The organism is Crateriforma spongiae, from assembly GCF_012290005.1.
Taxonomy (GTDB): Bacteria; Planctomycetota; Planctomycetia; order Pirellulales; family Pirellulaceae; genus Crateriforma; species Crateriforma spongiae.
Genome location: NZ_JAAXMS010000007.1, coordinates 47375 through 72902, shown reverse-complemented (window position 1 = coordinate 72902; position 25528 = coordinate 47375). Strand labels below are relative to the sequence as shown.

The window sequence follows — 25528 nt, the reverse complement described above, 5'->3', positions numbered from 1 at the left end:
CCCACCATCGCAGCCGGCCATGCCGCTGCGATATGACGGCCGTCGCGGTGGCTCCATCATCAACCATCCAGCCATCGATGAACGCCTAGTGCCATGACCGACACCCAGCTGGCCGCCGGGACGTACGAAGTCCTGCGTCAACGCATCCGCGATGCCGCCAAGGACCTGCGTGACCGACTGCGTCGTTTGAACGATTCACGCAGCGAAGTCTTTGGCAACATCGAAACGAAATTGGTGACGACCGAACGCGTCACCACCACACACAATTGTGTCCCGCGTGATCTGATCAGCGTCGGCGACCGCTTTTTGTTCGGGTACAACGTCCAGTTCGGCCTGAAACTGGAAACCGAAATCGGCGACGTGTTTTCCGCCTATCGATTCGATGACCACCAGTTCCACACCGAATCGCTGGACTTGATCGGCGACGATCGATTCCACAGCGACTTTGCCGAACTGTATCGATTCTATAAAGGCACGACCTTCGCCCGCTTTTTTCGTGACGGGCCATTGCTGCACATGGTCTTTCGCGTCGGCAAAACGCCGCGAGATATCAAATCGTTCAAATGGCGGATCGACGATGACCGCTTGGTCTATGTCGACAACCGCAGCGAACACGAAGTCCGTGACCCCGCGCAGCACGAATTCCGATGGACGCGGACCACCCGCGACCAACACGTCTACGGAAAACATCCGCACATCAGTCTGGATGATCGGGTGTTCGTCGAAACGGTCGGTGGCGACCTGACGATCAAGATTGAAGACAACACCGAAAGCGGCGAAGGCATTCTGGCCGAACCGGTCGAAAATCCGGATCAAACCCTGGACGACGCCGAGGTCTATTACGCGGTCGTCGGCAACCTGATTCTGATCCGAATCAAACCCTACCAAGAAAACACGTTCCGCCATTTTGTGTTCAACGGAAAATTGGGCCAGGCGATGCGTCTGGACGAAATCGAACACGCTTGTGTGATGTTGCCCAGCGACCAGGGGCTGATTTTCCCCGGCGGTTATTATCTGCAGACGGGTCAATTCAAACGCTTCGATCACGGCTTGATCGACATGCGTTTCCAGCGCACCGTCGCATCACCCAACGGCGAAGACTTTCTGTACTTGTTCTACAACCCGGAAAGCGGCACCTACATCCAGCTTCGCTACAACCTGATCAACCAAACCGTGGACACGCCGTTGGTCTGCCATGGCCAGACGTTTTTCCAGCGTGGCGAAATGGTCTGCTTCACCGGGAACGACCAGCCGCAAAAACACCACGCGATCCAGGTCTGGCAGACTCCGTTTACCGGCCCCGACTTCATCGCCGAACACCAAAGCGATTCGCTACTGTTCAAAATCGGCAACCAAGAAATCGTTCGGGGCATGTCCGAATGCAGCGAAGTGCTGCAACTGATCGACAAAGACGACAGCTATGAAGGTCTGTACGTCGACATTGCCAAGAAGACTGGCGACATCCTGGATTCGTATTTTTGGATCGATAAAGCGGAAACACAGGGACTGAATCAGCCGCTGATTCAAATCCGCCAAGCGGCCAACACGGCGATCGAAGAATTCGAAAAGGTCGTCCGCGCAAAAAACGAAACGGAATCTGCGACCAAACGTGTTGCCAAAGCGATCGACGAACTGCTGAAAACGGTTGACCGCAGTCGTTTCGAATCGATCGATGATTTCGTCGACGTCCTGTCGCAACTGCGACGTCAACGGGCCGCCGCATTGGGCCTGAAAGACTTGCGATACGTCGACGAATCTCGGGTGCAATCACTGGAAACCTCTGTCGTCGAAAAAGCCGAACGGATCAGCCGACGTTGTGTCGATTTTCTTTTGGGCAACGACGCACTGGCCCCCTACACGCAACGCGTTTCAGAGATCGATGCGACGATCCAGCAAACGGAAACCGTAGCAGCCGCAAAAGAGATCCAGGAACGCATCGACCAAACGGCCGAACACCTGGAAATGCTGACCGAAACCGTCAGCAATCTCAAAATCGACGACACCACCAAACGCACGACCATCGTCGACAACATCGGCGACGTGCTGGCGTCGGTCAATCGCGTCCGCAGTACGCTAAAGGCCCGAATCCAGGACCTTCAATCGGTCGAGGGTCGTGCGGAATTTGCGTCACAGATGAAGTTGCTGGCCCAAAGCACGGCCGGATACCTGGACATCTGCGACACGCCCGCCAAGTGTGACCAGTACCTGACCAAGGTCATGTTGCAACTGGAGGAACTGGAAGGCCGGTTTGCGGAATTCGACGACTTCATTCCACAATTGGCGACTCGGCGGGAAGAGATCTACGCGGCGTTTGAAAGCCGCAAGGTCGCGCTGGTCGAAAAGCAAAACCGGCGGGCACAATCGCTGGCGACTGCGGCGGACCGGATCCTGCAAAGCATCAAGTCGCGCATCGATACGATCGAGACTCCCGAGGAAATCGCCGCATACTTTGCCGGCGATCTGATGGTCCAAAAGGTCCGCGACATCGTCGATTCGCTGGATGACTTGAACGATGCCGTCCGCGCCGAAGACCTCCGTGGACGACTGAAATCGGCTCGCGAAGACGCCGTTCGGCAATTGAAGGATCGTCGCGAGTTGTACGAGGACGGCGGCGAAGTCATCCGTCTGGGCGACAAGCGTTTTGCCGTCAATACCCAACCGCTGGACCTGACCACCGTCTTACGTGACGGTCAAATGTGCCTTCACTTGACCGGCACCCAGTACTTTGATCCCCTGCATGATGCGGCGTTGGAAGATGCCCGCGATCTTTGGGATCAAGAATTGATCAGCGAAAACCGCGATGTCTATCGTGGCGAATACCTGGCGTACGACCTGTTTCGTTCCATCAGCAGCGGAACGCTTCCAACCGAACTTGATGCGGACGATCCCGAGGCATTGCCGCAATGGACCACCTGGGTCCAAAAACAGATGGCGGGCCGTTTCGAAGAAGGTTACGCAAAAGGTGTGCACGATCATGATGCGGCGATCGTGCTGACCACGCTGCTTGCGATGGATCGGCAACTGGGGTTGCTGCGTCATTCGCCAACGGTCCGTGCGGCGTCACTACTGTGGCTGAAGAAGCTAACCGACACCGCCACACAGAAATCGTTTTCTGATTGGGTGGGCGGCTACGGCCGACTTGCCAAGGCGTATCCAAATGCCACACCGGCGCGTCAATTTCACCAGCAATTGTGTGACGCAATCACCGCACAATTTGATGAATTTTCGTCCCTGTTTGATTCGACTTTGACACCGCATCGGATGGCCGATTACCTGTTCGACCAACTGACGACCTCGGTCCGCAAGTCGACGATCAGCCGTGACGCGGCGGACTTGTACACGCAGTTCCAAACCGCAGGAAAAATGCCGACCACTGGAAAAACAGCCAGTGTTTCGGCGACACAAGCCTTTGTTCTCGCCCGCAACTGGGCGGACGCCCATATCGATTCACTTTCCGATTCCGATCGTCAAAAAGCCAGCGCGCACCGCAATGAACTGGCCTTGTTGATCCAGTGGGGTGGTGCGGATTCGTTCAAAACCGCCACCGCAGAGACGGCCCAAACGCTTTCCGGAATCGTCGGCAGCCATCCGCGAATCAGCGGCGGAAAGCTGTCGTTGGACTATCACGAATTCACCGATCGAATGAGTCATTACGTCCGTTCGGTCGTTCCGAGTTTTCAGCGGCTACACGAATCGAAAAACCGGATCGTCGAACAGTCGCGTGACTCCATGCGTTTGGATGAATTCAAACCAAGGGTCTTGACCAGTTTTGTCCGTAACCGGTTGCTGGACGAAGTCTATCTGCCGCTGATCGGTGACAACTTGGCCAAACAAATCGGCGCTGCGGGTGCCGGCAAACGCACCGATCGCATGGGGCTGTTGCTATTGATCTCGCCACCGGGGTACGGCAAGACGACCTTGATGGAATACATCGCCAATCGCTTGGGGATCGTCTTCATGAAGATCAACGGCCCGGCGATCGGCCACGGTGTCACTTCGCTGGATCCCGCCGAAGCCCCCAACGCCGCCGCCAGAGAAGAAGTCCAGCGATTGAATTTAGCCCTGGAAATGGGTGACAACGTGATGCTGTACCTGGACGACATTCAGCACACCAATCCGGAACTACTGCAGAAGTTCATCTCCTTGTGCGATGCCACGCGGAAGATCGAAGGTGTCCGCGACGGCAAGACACGCACCTATGATTTGCGCGGTCGTCGTGTCGCGGTTGTCATGGCGGGCAACCCCTACACCGAATCGGGCGAACGGTTCCAGATCCCCGACATGCTTTCCAACCGTGCGGACGTATACAACTTGGGCGAAATTATCGGTGAATCTTCCGACGCATTCGAAATGTCGTATCTGGAAAACTGTTTGACCAGCAATCCGACTTTGGCACCACTATCGACAGCGCCACCATCGGACGCCCGCGCCATCATCGCGGCGGCTCAGCGCGATTCGATGGAAGGGATCGAACTGGAAACCAAGATCAGCCCCGACCAGCTGAACGACATGTACGAAGTCATTCGCAAACTGTTGCGTGTGCGTGACGTCGTCCTGAAAGTCAACCGAACCTACATCCAAAGTGCCGCCCAAGCGGACGCCTATCGAACCGAACCACCTTTCAAACTGCAAGGCAGCTATCGAAACATGAACCGGATCGCCGAAAAGGTCGCGCCGGTGATGAACGATCGCGAATTGCAGTCACTGATCGTCAGCAGTTACGAACAAGATGCCCAGACGCTGACCACGGATAACGAAGCGAACATGCTGAAGTTCCGCGAACTGTTGGGCGTTCTGACGCCAGAACAGAAAGAACGTTGGGACGGCATCAAATACGCCTTCGTCGAAAGCGTCCGCATGTCGGGCCTGGACGACAGCGACACGACCGGGCAATTGCTGCGACAACTGGCATCAATGCGCGACGGCTTGGAATCGATCCGCGCCGTGATCAGTCGTGCCGTCGCGGTCGGTGATGAAGACCAACAACGCCGCATGGACCAACGTGTCGAATCGATCCGAGACGGACTGGTCACTTCGGGAGCTCAGCTTTCCGAATCGCTCAACGCGACGACACAGCGTTTGGAACAAATCGCCCAACAGCAAGCCGCTTCGCCGCCGGACCAGAAGGTACTGGTCCAGCACAAGGTTCCCCGCGTACTGGCCGAATTGGTCAAAGGCCAATTTCATCTGATGCAAGAATGGCTGCGGCCGATCCTGCAGAACCAGATCGAAAGCGGCACCGATTTGCAACAACTGCAACAACAGTTGGATCGAATGGTGCAGACCTACCAGGACGTTGAAAAGGCGTTCGAGGAAGGCAAAACCCAAGAGGGCTCCTAGCCCAATTCCTCCGCCCGGGACAACGGTTGCGCGTCGACTGGTTCAGTCATGGTGTAGATGGTCAAGCCGGTCAAATCTTGAACCGGCCGCTGAAAGACCAGACTGCTAAGCATCCCGACCACGACACAGGATGTGATCCCCGTTGCCGTATAGAGAAATCCGTTAACCTGCGTAAATTTCCACAGGCAAAACATCACCGTGGCACCGACCAGGGCACCGATCATCGCACCGATTGCATTGGCTCGCCGCGTCAACGCGCCAAGGACAAACAGTCCGCCCAGCACTCCCATAAAAACACCGATGACACGCAGAAATGTGTCAAAGAGTGATTTGATCTCTGGGTCCACAAACACCATCGCAAGCAGCGTACCGACGACGCCGATCAAAAAGGTGCACCATCTTGCCGCGGCCAGATACCCGGCCTCCGATCGGCAAAATTGCCTCGGACGCATGAAATCGGTCACGACCGCGGTTGCCGTGGAATTCATGCTGGTTGAAACCGTAGACTGAGCCGCAGCAAAAATACCCGCCACAATCAGTCCGGCAAAACCAACGGGCATCTCGCGAGCGATAAACAGTGGAAACACTTGGTCCGTCGTGATCGTAGGATCCAGCTTTTGCGGATGCGATTGATAGAAAGCGAACAACGCGGTTCCGATACCGAAAAACAAAATCGTCGCGGGAATCGTCAGAACCGCATTGGTCCAAATCGAACGCGCCGCCAATCGCGTATCCGCGGTGGTCATGTAACGCTGGACCACGGCCTGATCCGCGGTGTAGGACGAAATGTTCTGGGCAAAGGCCCCCACAACAACCACCCACAAAGCAACTTGGCTGCTCGTGATGTCCCAGTGAAAATTGGCAAGCTTGAATTTGTCCGCTTCCGTGGTGACGGACCAAAACCCGGACACGCCACCGTCCACACCAGCGATCAGCAGCACCACAGCCAACATTGCGCCACCCAACAAGACGACCGTTTGAATCGTATCTGTCCAGATCACCGCTTCGATGCCGCCCATTGTGCAATAAACAATGCTTAAAACACCCATCAGCAATACCGATTGTGTGGGTGTCAGCGGTGTGGCCACCGACAAGGCCAACCCGGTCAAAGACATGACAACAGCCATGCGAAACAAATGGAACAGGGTGAAGCTGGCGCTTCCGAATAATCTTACGGAGCGACTGAATCGCTTCTCCAAGTATTCATATGCGCTGGTCGCATCGATACCTCGAAAGAACGGCATCGCAATGTAGACGGCAATGACCGCCACGACAGGAATCATCAAGTTACCAATGGCGTACACCCAGTCTTGCGCAAACGACTTGGATGGAATTCCTGTAAAGGTCAGCGAACTCAACATTGTTGCAAAAATACTGCATCCGGCGGCCCACCACGGAATCTGTTTTCCGCCACGAAAATAGTCTTCGGTGCTTTTGTTTTTTCGTGCGAAATACAGACCGATTCCCACCATTAATGCCAGGTACCCGAACAGCACGATGTAGTTGACGGCCCCAAAACGAACAGTCGATCGACCAACGCTGACACGAAAAACACGCGGCGTACGAACACGCGGGCGAATTTCGCCACTAGGTACGACAATCGCGTCACCCCACCTGACCGCTGTCGTCGTGACTTGATTGATTGGTGTTTCACCGGCAGGGACCCACGTATCAGTGATCGTGTGATACGCCAGAGCCTGTCGGATAAATCCGGGATGATCATCTTTCAGTTCATCCGCCTGAAAGAACAACTCCCCGGTCGCACCGCCCAAGACCATGACATGACTTTGGCCCACACCAATGCCAGTTCCCGCCATCACACATCGTGGTGCATCTGCACGCTGACGCCAGTGACCGGTCGACGGGTTGTATTCCCACACATCCCGCAAGAACTCAATATCCTCCGGATCGTTCGGATCGCCATCCTGCCGGCGTCCGCTGATGACATAAACGCAATCGTTGTAGCCGTTGTGTTGCCGGACGGTCAGATTGAATGCTCGTCCAGGCCCCGGCCAAACTTGGTGCTGGGTCCATCGCCAGCCGTCGCCGCTTGACCTGTGGGACAAATCCAATGACCAAAAATTTGCCATCGCCGTGTCCAGCGATTGACCGCTTTGGCCACCGGCCAAATAGATCACATCGTCAATAACCGTCGCTGTAGAATACGCACACGGCTGGGGAAGTTTTGGGAACGATGTGACGTCGATCGCTTCGGTGTCCGGGTCCCAGCGCAAAAGAAACACGTCGTCATAAGTGGTCTGCGAGTCACTTCCGCCCATGCAAACGACGCCCATCTGCGTCGAAACCGCAGCACCATATGCGATCGGCCGAGGCAGTCTGCCGACCTCTTTCCAGCCATCATTCAGACCAGCTTGCGTCAGCACAAAGACGCGATCGTGCCAAACCTTGGATTGTTCCCAAACCGGTTTTGGAAAATTTGCACCGCCGGCCACAATCAAGGCATCATTATGAATTCCGACGAACGGACCGGCGAATCCTAGCTCGTCCGGCACTGATGGCATTTCTTGCCAATCAAGCCTGATCGTGTCTTCCGCACACACGCTCGGATCGCCCGCGCCGGCAAGCACGAAAAACAGGACGATGGCACAGGGCAGTATTGCGGGACGCATCACTGTTGGTCTTCCTGATACTCCGGATTGGGTCTCATCGGATCCGCACCAACCGCGTCGCGCCAAGTTTTCAACCGTCGGTACAACTCATCTCGCTTGTCAGGCCGAAGTTCCGACAGATCTGTGGTTTCACCAAGGTCGTCGGCCAGGTTGTACAGTGACAGTTCTCGCGATTCGTAGGCTTCAATTAGCTTCCAATCGCCTGCACGAATCACCCCGGACGGGAAAGCCGACGGATGCTGGTTGTAATGCGGATAATGCCAATGAATGGCCGTTCGATTCAAACCGCCCGATTCCATCAGCACGGGAACCAGACTTTCGCCATCCACATGCTGATGCGGTCGTAACGCTTGGCCGGTCGCTTCCAAGATGGTTGGATAAAAGTCCGTTCCAATCACAGGTTCGTCCGACACCGAACCTGGGCGAGTCTTTCCGGGCCATTTGATGATCAGCGGCACACGAAGACCGCCTTCGTAGTTCGACCCTTTGTTCCCACGCAGCGGACTGTGATTGGTTACATTCGCGTTCCCACCGTTGTCACTTGTAAAGATCACCAGGGTCTGGTCATCGATCTCGACGTCCCGCAACGTCGCCATCACGCGTCCCACACTCTCATCAATGCTCTCCACCATCGCCGCATAGGTGGGCTTTCCTTGCCGCTGGCTTTCTGGAATCTGACGATAGCGGTCGATCTTCTCCTGCTTCGCCTGCAACGGGGTGTGCAGCGCGTAGTGTGACAGCATCAGAAAGAATGGATGCTCGGCATTTTTGCGAATGAACGCCTCAGCTTCTTCCGCCAAACGATCCGGAAGATAGTCGCCTTTGGTGCCTGCAAGCGGAGACGTTTTTTGCAGCACTTTTCCCGTGGTTGGAATCTTCCAAGTACCTTCAAAGGGATAAAAGTAGCTGCCGGGTGCCCCATAATCGCGACCGGCAATATTGACATCAAAACCTTGGTGCTCGGGATAGTAGTAAGTCTCCGTTCCCAAATGCCATTTCCCAATGAAAGCGGTTCGGTAACCGGCATCTCGCATCGCCTCGGCGACGGTGAATTCCTCCAGCGGAAGATTGGCCAAGTAGCGACCTTCGCGAAGTCGCATCTTTTGCGGATCCCAACGCCCCGACGGCAACCACTGCGTCAACAGTAGTCGAGCAGGGTATTTGCCGCTAACAATCGCGGCTCGCGACGGAGAACAGACGTTGCACGCGGCATACCCATTGGTGAACCTCATGCCTTCGCGGGCGAGCTGATCGACATTGGGCGTTTGGTAATAGTCGCTCCCGTAACAACCGAGATCCTTCCAACCCAGGTCGTCAATCAAGATCAGAACCACGTTGGTGTCTGCCGATTCCGCGACGATCGGATTGGACCCAACCATCAGCATCACCGCAGGCACACAAATCAGCCTCAAAATCGCGTAGGCCCAACTGTCACGATACCGCCGATACGCCAAGGAAGAACTCGAGATAACCTGATTATCAAACCGAAGGTCGTTCATGCTGTCTGCCTATTCTGTTCATCCAAATCATCGCACCGACACACAGGCTTCGTCTTACTGCGAACGAGCGGTGTCCCGGCACTATGCCAGTGCTCGAAACGCAACAAGCAACGGACCGACATGCGATGGCATGATTCGTCGGTTGGTCAGTCTTCCAGAAGGCAGTCATTGTGTCGTTCCGGGATTTGGACCGTCTTGTGACCAATCGAAAAAACCAATTGACTGCAACTCGGCTTTCAATCGTATGATCTCGTCGCAAGTCAAACGTCCCTGCGGCAGTCGGCAACCACCCATCGCAAACCCGCGCAACTCCAGAACGGCTTTCATCGCGGGGTGGAACGGATAGCCATTCATCGTGCGAATCATCTTGACTGACAGCGATTGCCACCGGCGTGCTTGTGCAAAATCGGCTTGGTCGAACGCGCTAATGATTCGGCGGTACAGGCCGCTGGCAATGTTGTAAGTGCTGCCGATCGCACCTGTGGCTCCGGTGGCCAAAGCACCCAGCAACATTTCGTCACATCCCCAAACAACATCAAATCGACCGTCATCCAGTTCGCAACACTCCTGAAATTCGAACAGCTTTGTGTCGGTATACTTCAAACCGACAAGATTTTGAATCTTTTCGCCGCCGCGTTTCAAAAATTCAAGCACATCCAGATTCGAACCGGTCAGGGCCGGAATGTGGTAATAGTAGAATGGGAGATCCGGCGCGCCGCCGGCGACCTCGATCATGCAATCAGTCAATCCGCCGGCCGAACCGACTTTATGGTAGGACGGGCAAGTCGCCGAAATGATATCCGCGCCAATTTCCTGCGCGTGCCCGGCAAGCCCTCTCGCCTCGGCCAGACTATTGTGGCCGACCTGGACAATGACGGGCAGACGACCACCGGACGCCCGTACGAATGCTTCCGCGGTGGCCTTTCGTTCGGCGATCGTCAGGGACATGCCTTCACCCGTGCTGCCACAGACGTACAAACCGCTGACGCCGTTGTTGAACAAGTGTTCCACAAAAGGATCGACGATATCCAAATTCACCGTTCCGTCATCCCGCAACGGTGTGTACGTCGCTGCGACCAAACCAGAAAGTCTGTTCTTATGCATGATTGGATCTTATGATGGTCCGAGCCTGGTACAGATTGATGGTCATTGCCCGGCTTTCTTACCGGCGCGTTGTAAATCAACGACCGGTTTGGCTTCGGATTCTGGAATCCACCGTCGATGTGATTTGATCACGGGTGCATAGCGATGTTCGCCGGCCAGATTTATCCACTCGTCTGGATCGGCGTTGTGGTCATAAAGTTCTTCGCTGCCATCGGCGTATCGGATGTAACGCCAACGCTGACTTCGGACGGCATGATTCCCGGGCAGGTACGTCATCAACGCCGGACGAACCCATCGGGCCTGAGGATCCCGCAACAAAGGAACCACACTGTTTCCATCACACCGCGCATCGACAGGCAAACCACAAAGTTCAAGCAAGGTCGGATACAACACGGTCATGTCAACCGGACGATCACAACGCCCACCGGGAACCGCCACTCCTGGGGCCACCACGATGAAGGGAATGTGCGTCGCCTTTTCCCACAGCGCAAACTTCTCGATGTGGTCCTTTTCGCCCAGATGGAAACCGTGATCGGACCATAGCACCACAATCGTGTTGTTGCGGCGGGGACTTTGATCCAGTGCATCCAAGACTCGGCCAATTTGCGCATCGGCAAAACTAGCACATGCTGCGTAGGCCTGGACGAAGTCGTGATAGGAACCTTTCGCACGACGTTCCAGGTCCATCATGCCCCGCCAGAACCACGCTTTCTGTTGCAACAACGAATGGGCACCGTCTGGAAGATCGTTCCAATCGTTGGGATCGCGGACAGGAAGGCCGATGTTATCGTAAGCCGGAAAATACTCCGCGGGAGCAAAGAAGGGTGAATGCGGCTTGAAGATTCCGCAGACCAGAAACTGTGGCCCTCCATCGGAAGGCTGACGCAACGCATCGATGCAATAGTCAGCCGTGTGAACATCGATCGCATCGGATTCACGTGGTGGCCACGGCCCCCAATCGGTGTTCCGAGATCCGTATTCATCCGCTTGGTTCCGCTTTTCGCGTGGATACGACTGCGGACGCATCGGCTGGAAGTCATGGAACGAAGCACCATCGTGAAAGGCTCCGTCCAAATGATGATGAAACACTTTCCCCGCACCACGTACGTCATAACCGGCGGCCATGAACTGCTGCATGATCGTCCGACGACTGGGAACCGCTTGCCGCCAATCGCTCTTGTTGCCGTACACACCGGTGGTTGACGGTCGCAGTCCAGTCCAAGTCGCGGCCCGTGATGGATTGCAGGCCGGCGAAACACAGTAGGCTCGCGTGAACGACACGCCCCGCTTTGCCAAACGTTTCAAATGAGGAGTTTTGATGGGGGCGTTGGGATCCAACAGGGAAACCCAGTCGTTCATGTCATCGACAACGATTACCAAAACGTCGGGATTCGCTGTGTTGTTGCCCGTCGCCAAGGTCGCAGGCGTGCACCCAACGACCAGCACCATCCACGTCATCATTCGACATGCGGCTTGATACGATTGCATTGGGACTCCGTTTCATGGTCGGCCGGCAGACGATTTCGTCAAAGCGATGTGCCCACAATCGTATCGCGTCGAGAGACAGCACATCGCCATGACGCCCCGACAAGTTCGATTCGGGTGCAAAGCGAATTCCGTCGGCGCGTCAGACGCGGCAATCTGGGACAGGCCGCATAAACTTGCTTTCCGCCCGTTGGGCGAAGACAATGCGGGCTGATTTCCCGCACGTTCGCAGTGCCGTGGCGTCCCCCCGACGCATGGCCCGCGATTTCAATGAAAGCCCGCTGATGTCCCACCCCGATCAAAACAACGTCCTTTCACGCCGCCAAGCCATCGCCGGAACGGTGGGCGGTGCCGCCGCCGGCCTTGCCGCGACCACCAGTGTCACATCGGCCGATGAGAAGCCCGCCACGGCGACCGAGAATGTCGATGCCAAGCAAGGCCGGCTGAACCAATCGGTGTGCAAATGGTGTTACAAGATGTTTTCGCTGGAGGAAATGGCTGCCGCAGCCGCCAACCTTGGATTGGTCGGAATCGACCTGCTGGGACCGAAGGATTTCCCCACGCTGAAAAAGCACGGATTGATCTGCACGATGGTCAGTTCACACTCCCTGGGCAAAGGCCTGTGCGATACGAAGTATCACGACGAAGCGTTGGAAAAGATGAACGCGGCGATCGAAGCGACTGCAAAGGAAGGCTGGCGCAACGTGATCTGTTTCAGCGGCAACGCACGGGGTATCGATCGCGAAACCGGCATGAAGAACTGTGTGGATGCCCTAAAGAAGATCACCCCAGTGGCGGAAAAACACAACGTCATCCTGAACATGGAATTGCTGAACAGCAAAGTCAATCACCCCGATTACATGTGTGACAACAGCACCTGGGGCGTCGAACTGGTCAAACGCGTCGGCAGTGACAATTTCAAGTTGCTTTACGACATCTATCACATGCAAATCATGGAAGGCGACATCATCCGGACCATCCGCGAAAACCATGACGCGTTTGGCCACTACCACACCGGCGGCAATCCGGGACGCCACGAACTGGACGCCACTCAAGAACTGTATTACCCGCCGATCGCCCAGGCGATCGCTGAAACCGGCTTCGACGGCTACTTTGCCCATGAATTCATCCCCGCCGGCGATCCGCTTGCCGGACTGACCGACGCCGTTCGACAGTGCGTCGTCTAGCGACCGGTTGTTTTCTTACCGTATTGCTCGTTTCCCCATCACGTCAGGTTTGATTTATGGATCGTCGTCAGTTTCTGCGCGGATCTGCGACCGCGGCAACCACCGCGGCCATTGCTCGGTCGGCCCATGCGGCCGGAAATGATTCGCCACGCAAAGTCGGGCTGATCGGATCGGGCTGGTACGGCAAATGTGACACGTTGCAGTTGCTGAACATTGCACCGGTGGAGATCGTTTCGGTCTGTGACGTCGATTCGCAGATGCGCGAGGAAGCGGCGGACCTGTTTGCCAAACGCCAAGCCTCGGGCAATCGTCCGAAAACCTATGGCGATTTCCGCAAGCAGTTGGCCAATCACCAACACGACATCGTCATCATCGGCACGCCGGATCATTGGCATGCATTGCCCATGATCGCCGCGGTCGAATCCGGTGCCGACGTGTACGTCCAAAAACCCACGGGCGTCGACGTGATGGAAAGTAAGGCGATGCTGGATGCCGCGCGAAAGCACGACCGTGTCGTTCAGGTGGGGACGCAACGACGTAGCACGCCACACCTGATCGAAGCCAAACAAAAGGTGATCGATGCGGGGCTGTTGGGTGACGTCGCCTATGCCGAAGTTTGCTGTTATTACCACATGCGTGCCAAAGGCAATCCGCCGGACCAACAGCCGCCGGCGAACCTGGATTACGACATGTGGACCGGGCCGGCCCCGATGCGCCCGTACAACGAATGGGTGCATCCCAGACGTTGGCGGGCATTCATGGAATACGGCAACGGCATTGTTGGCGACATGTGTGTGCACATGCTGGATTTGGTTCGCTGGCAATTGGACTTGGGGTGGCCCAAACGCATCAGCAGCACCGGTGGAATCCTGGTGGATACCGAATCAAAGGCGAACATCTCGGACACCCAAACCGCCACCTTCGACTTTGACGGGCTGGATGTCGTGTGGACACATCGGACTTGGGGATCACCGCCCGATCCGGAGTATCCCTGGGCCGCCATTATCTATGGCACCAAGGGCACGCTGAAACTTAGCGTGCACAAATACGACTTCATTCCACGTCAGGGCGGCGAACGCTTGCACGGTGAACCGCTGATCGAAACCGACAAGTATCCGACCGACCTGACGGACAAAGAAAAGTGGCGTTTGGAATTACATGTCGCTTCGGCGATTCGCGGACACATGCAGAATTTCCTTGACTGCATCGACGATCGCAGTCGTCCGGTGGCCGATATTGAACAAGGCCACATCAGCAGTGCGTCGTGCATCATGGCAAACGAGGCGATGGAACTGGGACGCACGCTGGAATTTGACCCCGCGACGCACACCATCGTTGGGGATGATGAAGCGACCGCGCGGCTGGCACGTGCTTACCGCGAACCTTGGCAGCACCCGCATCAAGGGTAGTATCCTCGGTGCACTGACATTAGGACTTGGTCCACCGGACCGTCGATCCGCTGGCCATCGCGACGATGATTTCGTCGCGATGGAAACGATTTGAGAGTCGGCGAATCTCGATCAAGCGCCGGCCGGGTCTTTGCCGTCGACCCAAGGGCCTTCCAGCTTTTGGTAATCCGGATCAAAGATCTTGGATCCCGTGTCGCCGGCTTCCCAGCCCGGAACATGCTCGGGCTTGCCACGTTGGTGCGACCGGTCTTCCCAACGCTTGGCCCATGAACCATCGGCTTCGGAAACCGCCATTTCATCGCCGTCAAAGCGGTACACCTTGCCTTGGCGATAGCTGCGTGCCCCCAAGTTGACGATCACAATTGCGGCGGCACCCAAGTCCGGCGTGTTGTTGCACAGTTGGGGATCGTTCGCGACCATCGCATCGATCCAGTTTTGAAAGTGAGCGTGATTCTTGTTTTCCGGCATCCGCTGATCGGGACGAATGATCTGCGGTTCATAGGGAACTTCCTTGGGACTGATGTGCGTCACCTGAGGTCGTTCGGGGACAAACGTGAACTGGTCAAAGTCTTCTTGGTTGCCAAACACGAACGATCCATGGTGACCGCGAATGACTTGCTTGATCGGCGTTTCTGATGACGCCATGGTCGCAGTGACCAAGCCTTGAACGCCCTCGTTAAATTCCGCCACGACCGTTGACACGTCGGGAACGTCGCGGCCGTCATATTCCAGATAGATCCCGCCCGAACCAGTCACACGCGCCGGATATCGCAGCCCGGTCGCCTTCAACATCGTCGTCGTTCGGTGAACGAACAGATCGGTGAACATGCCGCTGCCGAATGGCCAGAATCGACGCCATTGGCGATAAACCGCGCGGTCAAATGGCACTTCTTCGGACAAGCCATCGTCCACCCCCAGGAACCGTCGCCAGTCGATATTGCTGGGATTCATTTCCTTGGTCAATTCATAGTACCGCCACTGACCGAGATCCGAGTTGCGGAAGTATTCGGTCTGATACATCAAAACCTTGCCAAGCTGGCCGGCACGGATCAATCGATTGGCGTGATCCCAAACGGGTAAGCTGGTCGACTGGACACCGACTTGCATGACGACGCCGGTCTTTCGCCAAACCTTGACCAAGTCGATGGCTTCTTCAACCTTTTTGACCATCGGTTTTTCACAGTACACATTGATGCCCGCCTGCATGGCTTCGATCGCTTGCTTGGCATGCCAGTGATCCGGCGTACCGATGCAGACGGCGTCCAAGTTTTCCTTAGCGTACATGTCGCGAAAATCGACGTGCTGGGCCGGTTCGTTGCCCAAGTTGGACTGAATGTATTTCGCAGCCTTTTCACGGTTGACGTTGTAGACGTCGCAAACGGCAACCAATTCGATCGGTGCGCCTTCTTTTGCCAGCTTCGTCAAGCTTTTGACATGGGCTCCGAAACCACGACCTCCGACACCCACGAAACCGATCCGCATCTTTGAATTTGCATCGGCCATTGCACGTCTGGGAAACGCCAGTGCGGCGGTTCCCGCGGCCAACAAGCCGGCGGATGTCTTGGTGAATTGACGGCGATTGGTACTCAGGTGGGACGAATCGTTTTTCATGGCGGGCCAGAACGCAAAAAAGGGGGCGGGAAAGAATTAATCCGGTGGGATTGGGCGGGTCAACGGTGCGAATCGGCAGGCGAACGTTCGCCAACGACAGCCACACGGTGATGCCGGTCATTGTAAAACAAACCGTGCCGCTTGTTTCGTTTTCTATGCCACCACGTTGCCGGAGCCCACCGTGAACCCAGTCACCCGTCACCGGAACCATCGATTGATTTTGCCATGTGCCGCGGCAGCGGGTCTCTGGTGGCTTTGCCTGGGCGGGGCAGGGCAACCGTTGTGTGCCGAAATGCCACAGCGAAGACCCAACATCCTGTGGATCGTGGGCGAAAACTTTGGTTTGGATTTCCAGTGCTACGGCGCCAAGAACGTCCAAACACCGAACGTCGACGCAATGGCCGACAGGGGAGTCCGCTATGTCAATGCGTTTTCCACGTCACCGGTCTGTGCCCCCAGTCGCAGTGCGTTCATGACCGGGATGTACCAAACGACCACGGACACCCATCACATGCGGTCGCATCGCGACGACGGATTTCGATTGCCCGAAGGCGTCCGGCCGATCACCCATCGATTAAGCGATGCGGGTTACTACACCGCGAATATCACCAACATCGGTGATGCCGTGGTCGGCACCGGCAAACTGGATTTGAATTTCACCGCAGAAGGCCCGCTGTATCACACCGAAAATTGGGACACGCTGAAGTCGCATCAACCGTTCTTCGCGATGATCAATTTGCCCGAGGCCGAATACGACATCTACGATCGTCGATCAGCCGAAAAGGATCGCGTCGTCTGGGTCGGTGAACAGTGGCATCCGAAAGTCGCAACCGAGCAGAATGTCAGCCCGCCTCCCTATTACCCAGATCATCCCGTCGTCCGTCAAGAATGGGCCCGCTACCTGAACAGCGTCTCCGGTGCAGACATTCGTATCGGGAAGATCTTGGATCGCTTGCGGACCGATGGCATGGAAGATGACACGGTCGTGATTTTCTTTGGCGACAACGGTCGATTGGAAGCCCGGGGCATCCACTGGGTCTGGGACTCGGGTATCCGAGTCCCGCTGGTCATCCAATGGGCGGCCAACCACGAGCCCCCGATTGGATTTGCAGCAGGACAACAACGCGACGAAGTGGTCAGCTTGATCGACCTGACGGCGACCACGCTGTCCATCGCCGGCATCAAACCACCCATCGTCATGCAGGGCCGTCCACTGTTTGGCTCGATCGACCAACCGGAACGTCGCTATGCGTTCAGTGCGCGAGACCGAATTGATGAAACCGAGATCACGCAACGCAGCGTTCACGACGGACGGTATCACTACATCCGCAACCTGACCCCGGGAACGGGGTTCGCAACACTGAATCGCTACAAAGAAAAATGCTTCTTGGTCAAGCCACTGATGCGTGACCTGCATCAACAGGGTCTGTTGATCGGCCCCGCAGCAGAACTGATGAAACCGATGCCGGCCGAGTCGTTGTATGACACACAAGCCGACCCCCATGAGATCAACAATCTGGCCGAATCAGACATCGCCGAGCATCGCGAAACGCTGATTCGCATGCGGACCGCCTTGCAGATATGGATGACCGAAACGGGGGACCGGGGCTGGATCGCCGAACCACGCGACGTCGTCGCACCGTTCGAGAAAGAAATGCACGACTGGTTCGGCACGCCGGCGTGGGCCCGATAGCGTGCCAGCCGAGTTCCCAGCAGAGCCTGAGGGCCGGCGCGGAATGCAGCCTTTGCGTCCCCACGCCGGAACGTACCGCAAAACGCTCGGGTTGGACCGGCAAAAAACGTGCTTTTCGCTGCTGAAATTTCTTGCATCGTTTCCTGCGTTTAAGCATTGTGCTATTGAGAACTATTATCAAGAATTTGGTCAGACGCTAGCCAGCCAGTGGAGTATGGGGGTTGCGGTGGATCCGGTCGCGATTGGGCCGGCTTCTTTCTCCTGCAACTTGCAAACGGTCCCAGCAAGCGACGCGCAAGCTGCCGCCGATCCGATTTTTCGGACGTCGGCAGAAGCTTTGAACGTTGTCTTACGCCAGGAAAGGACCACCCAAGATGCGCCGCCGTCTATTTTTTGTTGCCCGCCCGTTGACCAAATCCAATGGCGGACGTCCACCTCGATCTGGATTCACCTTGGTGGAACTGTTGGTGGTCATTGCGGTCATCGGCATCTTGGTCAGCCTGCTTCTGCCCGCGGTTCAGTCGGCCCGGGAAGCATCGCGGCGGATGAGCTGCGGGAACAACATCCGACAGCTCGGCTTGGCGATGCAGAACTATCATTCGGCATTCAAGCGTTTTCCCGGGATCGGCCAGAACATCAACAATGGTTGGTCGCTGCACGCCCAGCTGTTGCCCTATGCCGAACAGAGTCAGGTGGCCGACCTGATCGATTATCGCATTCCGTTGGGGCGATCGACCGACGGGTTCAATTCGCCGCATGATGAAACGGCGAAAATTGCGATTCCGTTTTTGAATTGCCCAGGTGACACCACCGAGGTTGTCAAGCAAGTCGTCCAGCCGGCCCGACGTGGCCCATCGATCGTGATAGATGCTGCGGGTGTGAACTACTTTGTCAACGTCGGCTCGGGTACCGACAGTTACGTCGACTATGGCCAGCCCACCGACGGAATCACATGGGTCGGTGCTCGCACCGGATTCCGCGACGTGATCGACGGAACCAGCAACACCATCATGTTTGCCGAAACGTTGATGGGTCCGGGAACCGAGGCACCGACCGTAGTCGATCCGAACCATTCTCGTTCGCTGATCGCTGGTGGGCAGGGCCGCAGCGTGACGGACATGATGAACTTCCGTGATCAAGTCATGTCCCAAGAAGCCAACGCTTTCATCACCACTCACAACAGCTGGGACACACGCCGCGGCAGTGTCTGGATCTCTTCGTTCGGCAGTGGTGGTGCCGCGATCAATGGCTGGCACACTCCCAATTCCCGATATCCCGACTTGGGCATACGTGCATTCATCGCGAGAGGCCCACGCAGCAATCACCCGGGCGGCGTGATGGTCGCAAATTGTGACGGAAGCGTCACGCTGTTATCAGAGCATGTCGATCTGGACGCCTATCGAGCGATGTGGACCCGCAACGGCCGTGAAGTGGTGGCGGCGCAATAGCCCGGTTCACAGTGACGATTACTCCACACCGTTTACCACCAATCGGTTGTGTTTTCTTCCAGTCATCCCGTTTTCACAAATCCGTCAGTCAACCATGTCAGCGACTTTAGATAACCCACCGACTCGGTCGACTTCGCCAAAGGTTGATTGCGTTGTCGCCGAGGCACAGGACAACGCCGACCAGACTCCTCGCCGCACACCAAAGAGGAAGACGCTGGGGCAAAAGATCGGCAAGTCGCTCGTGATGGGAATGCGGCGCGTCCATCTTTACAGTGGAATCTTCATGTTTCCATTCGTTTTGCTGTACGGCTTCAGCGGCTGGTTCTTTAACCATCCGCGATATTTCCGTGACGGCGAAGTCACCAAGTTTTCGGTGGTTCCGGCCAAAGCCGACGGCCCCGGCGTTGTCCTTCCGTCGGCCGATGATTTGGCCGAAGCGGTGATTGAAGAAATGAATCTGGAATCATTTCTTTACGGTGGCCCGGAAATCATGTTGTCCGCGGAAAAGCGTCCGGCCTACAGCGGCTTTCTGACGTACACCGTCAATAGCGACGAGGCCACGCATGACATCAGCGTCAATCCGGTGACCGGCACTGGCGAAATCCGCAGCACTCCGGTGCAAGCGGCTGACGACTCCAAGCCCGCGGCCAAACCGAATCCGATGGCGGCGATTCAACGTGCGGAGCTTTCCGATAATCCGATGGAGGAAGTCCGCCAAGCCATTCCCGGTCTGCTGGACCATTTGGGACTCTCATCGGGTGAAGCCTTCGGCGGACGTCGCGCCCCCAACTTGGTCTTTGCGGCCGAAGCGGACGGGGTTCCCTGTTTGGTGACTTACAACCTTGGCAACAATTCGATCAGTTCCATCCGGCAAGACGCGCGCCCATCGATGGACACGATGAATCTGATGCGTCGAATGCATTTGGCACGCATGTACACCCCGCAGATGGACATCCGCTGGGTCTGGGCTTTGGTCGTCGACGCGATGTTTGTGTCGATGGTGTTTTGGGGCATCTCGGGTTTGTTCATGTGGTGGCAAGTCAAACGCACCCGATGGCTGGGCGGCGGTTTTTTGATCGCCAGCCTGGTTTTCACGTCGGTGATCGTTGTCGGAATGCACGACAACCTGACCCAGGGTGGCTCCCGACGTGGTGGCGGAGGTCATGGATCGTCGTCTGCCGCAGCGACCGAACACATCGCTACCTCCCATCGCTGATTTCTGTCCCATTTCTGACCGATACTTCTTTCTTGCTGCGGCGTTTATCCCTTGGTGCACCATGACACTCATCACGGCCCCGGACACACTGCAAATTCTTTCACCGATGTTTCGTTCCTGGAGTTCCGTCACCAAGTTGATTGCCACCTTGATCGCTTTAGGGCTGATCGCGGGTGCGACCATCGCGTGTGCACAGGGTTCCGCCCCAGAAACCGTCGCGAAGCAGCAAACGACGCGGAATCAGGACGCTGCCGAATCAGCCATTGATGAGATCGCACACCACCTGACGTCCGCAATCGCGGAGGCTGGCGGTGACGCAGAGCAGGGCATTCGTTTGATCGATTTGGTCAGACAAGTTCGGCCCCTCGGTTACGGCAAACCCGGCGATTCGTCATCGTCGGGACGTGGCCAAGCATCCGGTCGCAATCGTGGGGGTGGCAACCGCGGCGGTGGTTCCGGTGGGAATCGCGGCGGCGGACCTCCCACAGACGAGGCGTCGTTGAGAGCACGTTTCGATTCGATGGATAGAGACCGAGACGGCCTTTGGAAAGGCGACGAGATCAACGCTTACATGAGTTCTCATCCGGCGTCGTCCGACGGCGAGGTCAGCTTTGAGGAATACCAAACTGCCTGGAAAGAACTGCGATCCGGTGGCGGACAACGGGGTGGCGGCGCGTCGGGAGGATCGATGCGACAAGGCGGTGGCGGCCATAGCCATCACGGTGGTGGTGGTCATGGTGGCGGCCGCGGTCGGCACGGTGGCGGAGCACCTCGGCAGACAGCCGAACAGGTCGCATCGGCGGACGCACTGTTTTTGGCTTCGCTGGATCAAGATCGTGACCGCACGATCACCGGAAACGAGATCCGAAAAGCCGTCGAAGCCGACGTCCGTGCCACCTTGGACGAGCTATCCACCAACGAAGATGGCGAGAGCGTCGATATCAACCCGATCCGCTTGGAACGTCGACTGTCAGCCAAAGTCCGCCGTGCCCGCGCGTTGCGCGCCGGTTTGCTCTTGAAAGTTTCTGGCGACGCGGATGATTCAGTCGACGCTTTGATTTTAGACCCTGTCGTTGCCAAACCGGACATGCGGCAATCGATCTGGCAGACGCTAGCCGATGGACAGCAATCGACGAAAACGGATCGTTTGTACCAGCGTTTGACGCGTTTGTCCGAAGATCAATTCGAAGCATTGTTCGAAGATTGACTGCTTTGCCATCACGGTCGTGATCACAGCGGCGGTAATTCGTAGATCGCGTAGGTGTCATTGGTTTCCGGATCGCGTGGATACACCTGGACCAATGGCAAGTGTTGCCCGCAGACGCGGCGGTCGACCAACATGTAACGCACGCCGTATTTCCGGCGATACTCACGTAGCTTGGAATACTGGATCGTGACTCGCATGGTGCCAAGCCGCTGAGGAAAGACATCGCGAAACCGTTGTTCCCACTGGATCAATGATTCCGCATCCTGTGGAACGTCTTTAAAGTTCACCACCTCGCCCCGCTGGGCGTACCACTTGAACGTCTGCTGATGCCGCGGCGTCAAAAACACTTCGCCCGTGTCGGTGCTGTAGCGGATGAAGTCACAAACCTTCAGCCAATCCGCAAAGACTTTGCGTTGCACATGAACCGGAGCGTGCGGGTCATAGCCCAACAATCGATTGCTGGCCGACGGCGGAACCCCCAGCGCAACCCGCCGATACGTCGTCTGCGTTGCCAGCACGATCGCAATGGTGATCAATATCAGTGCGATCAACGTTGCTGGACGGCGTCGACTGATCATCCCACCGCCGGCTTCGTCGCTTGCCCGCAGCGATGACACCATCACACCGGTGGTCGCCACACCTAACTGCAGTGGCACCATCACATCGGTCATGCGAAACCAATAGTATCGCAGCACGCTTGCTTTGAAATCGGATCCAAACCAGGGCGCCACATCCACGAACCAGCCGATCAATGCGATCAATACGGTTCCCGACGTGAATATCGACAGACGTCGGATCACACCATTGGCATGCGATTGGTTTCCATCGGAAAATCGCAAACGTCGATCGTAGATCCATGTCATCACCGCGGCGATTGCGATCAGCCCTAAATGCCGCGTAAACCAGTGGGCGGGAAAACTGCTGGACAGTAAATGGTGGGGCAGACGAACGTAGACGTAGATCTTCGCCGCTTGAACGGACAATTCCTGTGGTTGGTGAATCGTCAGCCAAAGCGCCGGAACCAACCCCGCCAAGGCTACCAAACCACCGATGAACAACCCCGGCTGGAAAATGCGCGGCAGGGGAATCGACATCGATGCCAGGGGGCGATGCCAAATCGGTCGCTGCGTCAGCCCCCAAACCAGCATCGCCGACAACACGCTCCATCCGCCGACCAAAACGTGGAACGCCGACGATGCGCCCATGAATATCCAACAGCGATTCCACTGTTGCCGCACCATCGCGGTGATCCCAAACAGCAGCAAACCGTAAGCAGGGATCTTTGCCTCGGTGCCACCGAACACCCATTCGCCGGCCAAGTTCGCGCGTTCAATTCCGACGGCCCACAGAACCAAGACGGTCCATGCAAACCAAGGTCGGCCGAACACCGCGCGGCACAACCGTTGAAGCCCGGCGGCCAATAGTGCCCATCCGATCCACCTCGCGATCCAGGCCGTCGTTTCCAGGCTGAAGAACTTGGTCAGCCAACCGAACACCCAATAGAAAGTGGCATGTGCCTTGCCCGATGCGGCGAACAGGTCGCCCGAGCACCAATCCGGATTCCAAAAGTTCTTTGCTTTGACCAGGTAATGGGCTTCGTTGACCATCGGGGGCAAATCGCCGCTGAATCCAAAGATCAGCAGGGTCAACAGCAGCCATTCGGAACCATCGACCGCCCAGCGGAACGGGGAATCGTCGACAGACCGGGTGGGAACGTTTTTCAGCTTCGCAGCCATCTTCACAGGCCGGCTACCTTTGGATTGGCCGGCTATTTTTGGATGTCATACTCGGCAATTTTTCGATAAGCCGTCGCACGACTGATTCCCAACATTTTGGCGGCCTTGGGAACGCTGCCTTCGCTTTTTTCCAAAGCTTGTCGGATCAATCGCCGTTCCCATTCGTCGATACGCAGCGTGTCCAAGCGGCTGATCCCCGCGTCGCGCAGCCCTAAATCGTCGGCTTGGATCATCGGATCGTCCGCCATCACAACCGCACTATCAATGACGTTCCTTAATTGCCGGACGTTCCCAGGCCAGGGGTATTCGTGCATCCGGTCGCGTGCGTCTTCGGACAAACGTAATTTCAGCCGACCATGCTGGCGACAGAAATGGGCCAAGAAGTGATCGATCAACAGATCCAGATCACTTTCGCGTTCACGCAGCGGTGGGACGAACAATTCAAAAACGCTGAGTCGATAAAACAGGTCTTCGCGGAAATGGCCTTCGCGGACAAATTCAGCCAAGTCGCGATTGGTCGCCGCGATCACCCGCACATCCACCAACACTTGTTCGGTCGCACCGACGGGCAAGAACGGATGGCCTTCCAAGATTCGCAACAGCTTCGCTTGACCTTCCAAAGTCAGTTCGCCGATTTCGTCCAAAAACAGCGTTCCGGTGTGGGCTTGTTCGAACCAACCGACGTGATCGGTATCGGCGCCGGTGAAGGAACCCTTCTTGTGACCGAACAACTGGCTTTCAATCAGATCCTGTGGAATCGCGGCACAGTTGACCGTCAACATCGGTCGATCGGCACGCGGGCTGGCGCGATGAACCGCCCGCGCGACCAGTTCTTTTCCGCTGCCTGATTCGCCGCGGATCAACACCGATCCGCTGGCGCGACCGACCCGGGTGATTCGTTCTTTCAACCGAGTCATTGCGTCACACTGACCAATCAACTCGGGGCCTTCGGCATTGCGTTCGGCCAAGTGGGCGCGTTCGACCGCCAACGAATGTGTCTTTTGATATTGGACCAAACCGATCGCCAATAACCGCGATGCCGCCACGACGAAATCATAATGCTGGTGATCGAACGCCGATTCATCACGGAACATCGCCAGCATTCCGATCGCGTTGTCGTCGATGGACAGCGGACAAACAATCACATCCGACCATGGCTTGCCGTCGGCCGCCTTGATTTCGCCACGCACCTTCGGATCGTATTCGCGATCGATCCACATCGGATCGCTGCTGCGTTGAATGCGTCGGATCAGCCGTCGGCTAAGTTGCAGGCGTTTGTGCGAATCCTTGGGATAGCTGGATTGCGGAACCAGCCGTCCTTCGTGTGTTTCGTGATACAGGGTGACACCCGATGCGGCGGTGCGATCGCGCAACAGTTCCAGCACCGTTTCGATGGTGTCGACGCCACTGGAACCCGACATCAGATTCAGACTTAACTGGTACAAATCCAGTAGGTATTCCGTCTGTGCCAGCTTGTTGATCGGATCGACCTCCCGATCCTGCAAGCGTTCTTTCAGATCATCGGGATCGGCAACCCAGGTTTGTTTGATCGATGATTCTTCGACATCTTCCGCGTCGCCTTCGACCAATTGCAGATCCGTTTCGCCGATCGTGATGATCGACTTGTCCAGCAGCCGAGCGGTGTCCGCTTTCTGGCCATTGACCAGGGTACCGTTTCGGCTGCTGGTGTCGCGAAGATGCCAATTCCCGTCTTCGAAAAAAACGACGGCATGGAACCGCGAACTCATCGGATCGGTCAGCAAGATTTCACAGCTGGTGCCACGTCCGATATGCGCAGGTCGGGACGGATCGAGGGTGTAATTTCGATCTTTGTCGGGACCCGATCTTGCATGCAGGATGGCGAACATGACTCATTCATGCTGATGTAAGCTTGCTGTGGCGGTCATCATAGGTGGCCGAATCGATCCTGGCGACGGCAAAGCGGGCCGGTTGGGGGGTGCAT

General features: G+C 56.5%; 14 protein-coding genes. 7 read left to right on the top strand and 7 right to left on the bottom strand.

Features of this window, described 5'->3' with window-relative positions:
• Positions 1-93 precede the first annotated feature (93 nt).
• Positions 94-5340 (top strand): DNA repair ATPase, encoded by a 5247-nt coding sequence (locus HFP54_RS18695; RefSeq protein WP_168566351.1) that lies wholly within the window; start codon positions 94-96, stop codon positions 5338-5340.
• Here HFP54_RS18695 and HFP54_RS18690 read toward each other — a convergent pair.
• The 4 genes from HFP54_RS18690 to HFP54_RS18675 form a co-directional block, all read right to left on the bottom strand.
• Positions 5337-7970, bottom strand: coding sequence for a sodium:solute symporter family protein (locus tag HFP54_RS18690; protein WP_168566350.1), 2634 nt, complete (start codon positions 7968-7970; stop codon positions 5337-5339). The genes HFP54_RS18695 and HFP54_RS18690 overlap by 4 nt on opposite strands.
• On the bottom strand, positions 7970-9469 hold the full coding sequence (locus tag HFP54_RS18685; RefSeq protein WP_168566349.1) for a sulfatase: 1500 nt from the start codon (positions 9467-9469) through the stop codon (positions 7970-7972). The genes HFP54_RS18690 and HFP54_RS18685 overlap by 1 nt, the downstream gene beginning before the upstream one ends.
• A gap of 165 nt (positions 9470-9634) precedes the next feature.
• The gene (locus HFP54_RS18680) at positions 9635-10573 is read right to left on the bottom strand and encodes a dihydrodipicolinate synthase family protein (RefSeq protein ID WP_168566348.1); all 939 of its coding nucleotides are present in this window, start codon (positions 10571-10573) and stop codon (positions 9635-9637) included.
• Positions 10574-10615: 42 nt separating this feature from the next.
• Complete coding sequence (locus tag HFP54_RS18675) at positions 10616-12061, bottom strand: sulfatase (protein WP_168566347.1); 1446 nt, start codon at positions 12059-12061, stop codon at positions 10616-10618.
• Positions 12062-12342: 281 nt separating this feature from the next.
• Here HFP54_RS18675 and HFP54_RS18670 point away from each other — a divergent pair, with 281 nt between their 5' ends.
• Both HFP54_RS18670 and HFP54_RS18665 read left to right on the top strand, forming a co-directional pair.
• Positions 12343-13245 (top strand): hydroxypyruvate isomerase family protein, encoded by a 903-nt coding sequence (locus HFP54_RS18670; protein WP_146415859.1) that lies wholly within the window; start codon positions 12343-12345, stop codon positions 13243-13245.
• 56 nt (positions 13246-13301) lie between these two features.
• A complete protein-coding gene (locus HFP54_RS18665; RefSeq protein WP_168566346.1) occupies positions 13302-14654 on the top strand; it encodes a Gfo/Idh/MocA family protein in 1353 nt (450 codons plus the stop codon).
• Positions 14655-14765: 111 nt separating this feature from the next.
• Here the strand turns inward: HFP54_RS18665 and HFP54_RS18660 are convergent, their stop codons facing one another.
• On the bottom strand, positions 14766-16265 hold the full coding sequence (locus HFP54_RS18660) for a Gfo/Idh/MocA family protein (RefSeq protein ID WP_168566345.1): 1500 nt from the start codon (positions 16263-16265) through the stop codon (positions 14766-14768).
• Between the two features lie 292 nt (positions 16266-16557).
• On the opposite strand from HFP54_RS18660, the gene HFP54_RS18655 reads away from it, so the two are divergent.
• From HFP54_RS18655 to HFP54_RS18640, 4 genes are all read left to right on the top strand, one after another.
• Positions 16558-17958: a sulfatase family protein gene (locus tag HFP54_RS18655; protein ID WP_168566344.1), complete on the top strand. Its 1401-nt coding sequence runs from the start codon at positions 16558-16560 to the stop codon at positions 17956-17958.
• Between the two features lie 407 nt (positions 17959-18365).
• The gene (locus HFP54_RS18650; protein WP_168566343.1) at positions 18366-19406 is read left to right on the top strand and encodes a DUF1559 domain-containing protein; all 1041 of its coding nucleotides are present in this window, start codon (positions 18366-18368) and stop codon (positions 19404-19406) included.
• Between the two features lie 94 nt (positions 19407-19500).
• Positions 19501-20622 carry a PepSY domain-containing protein gene (locus HFP54_RS18645; RefSeq protein ID WP_168566342.1) on the top strand — a complete coding sequence of 374 codons (1122 nt, stop codon included), beginning with the start codon at positions 19501-19503 and terminating at the stop codon, positions 20620-20622.
• A gap of 61 nt (positions 20623-20683) precedes the next feature.
• On the top strand, positions 20684-21829 hold the full coding sequence (locus HFP54_RS18640; protein WP_168566341.1) for a hypothetical protein: 1146 nt from the start codon (positions 20684-20686) through the stop codon (positions 21827-21829).
• Between the two features lie 23 nt (positions 21830-21852).
• Here HFP54_RS18640 and HFP54_RS18635 read toward each other — a convergent pair whose 3' ends face one another.
• Positions 21853-23565, bottom strand: coding sequence for a DUF6798 domain-containing protein (locus tag HFP54_RS18635; RefSeq protein ID WP_315853939.1), 1713 nt, complete (start codon positions 23563-23565; stop codon positions 21853-21855).
• Between the two features lie 32 nt (positions 23566-23597).
• On the bottom strand, positions 23598-25433 hold the full coding sequence (locus HFP54_RS18630) for a sigma 54-interacting transcriptional regulator (protein ID WP_146415867.1): 1836 nt from the start codon (positions 25431-25433) through the stop codon (positions 23598-23600).
• Positions 25434-25528: the final 95 nt, after the last annotated feature.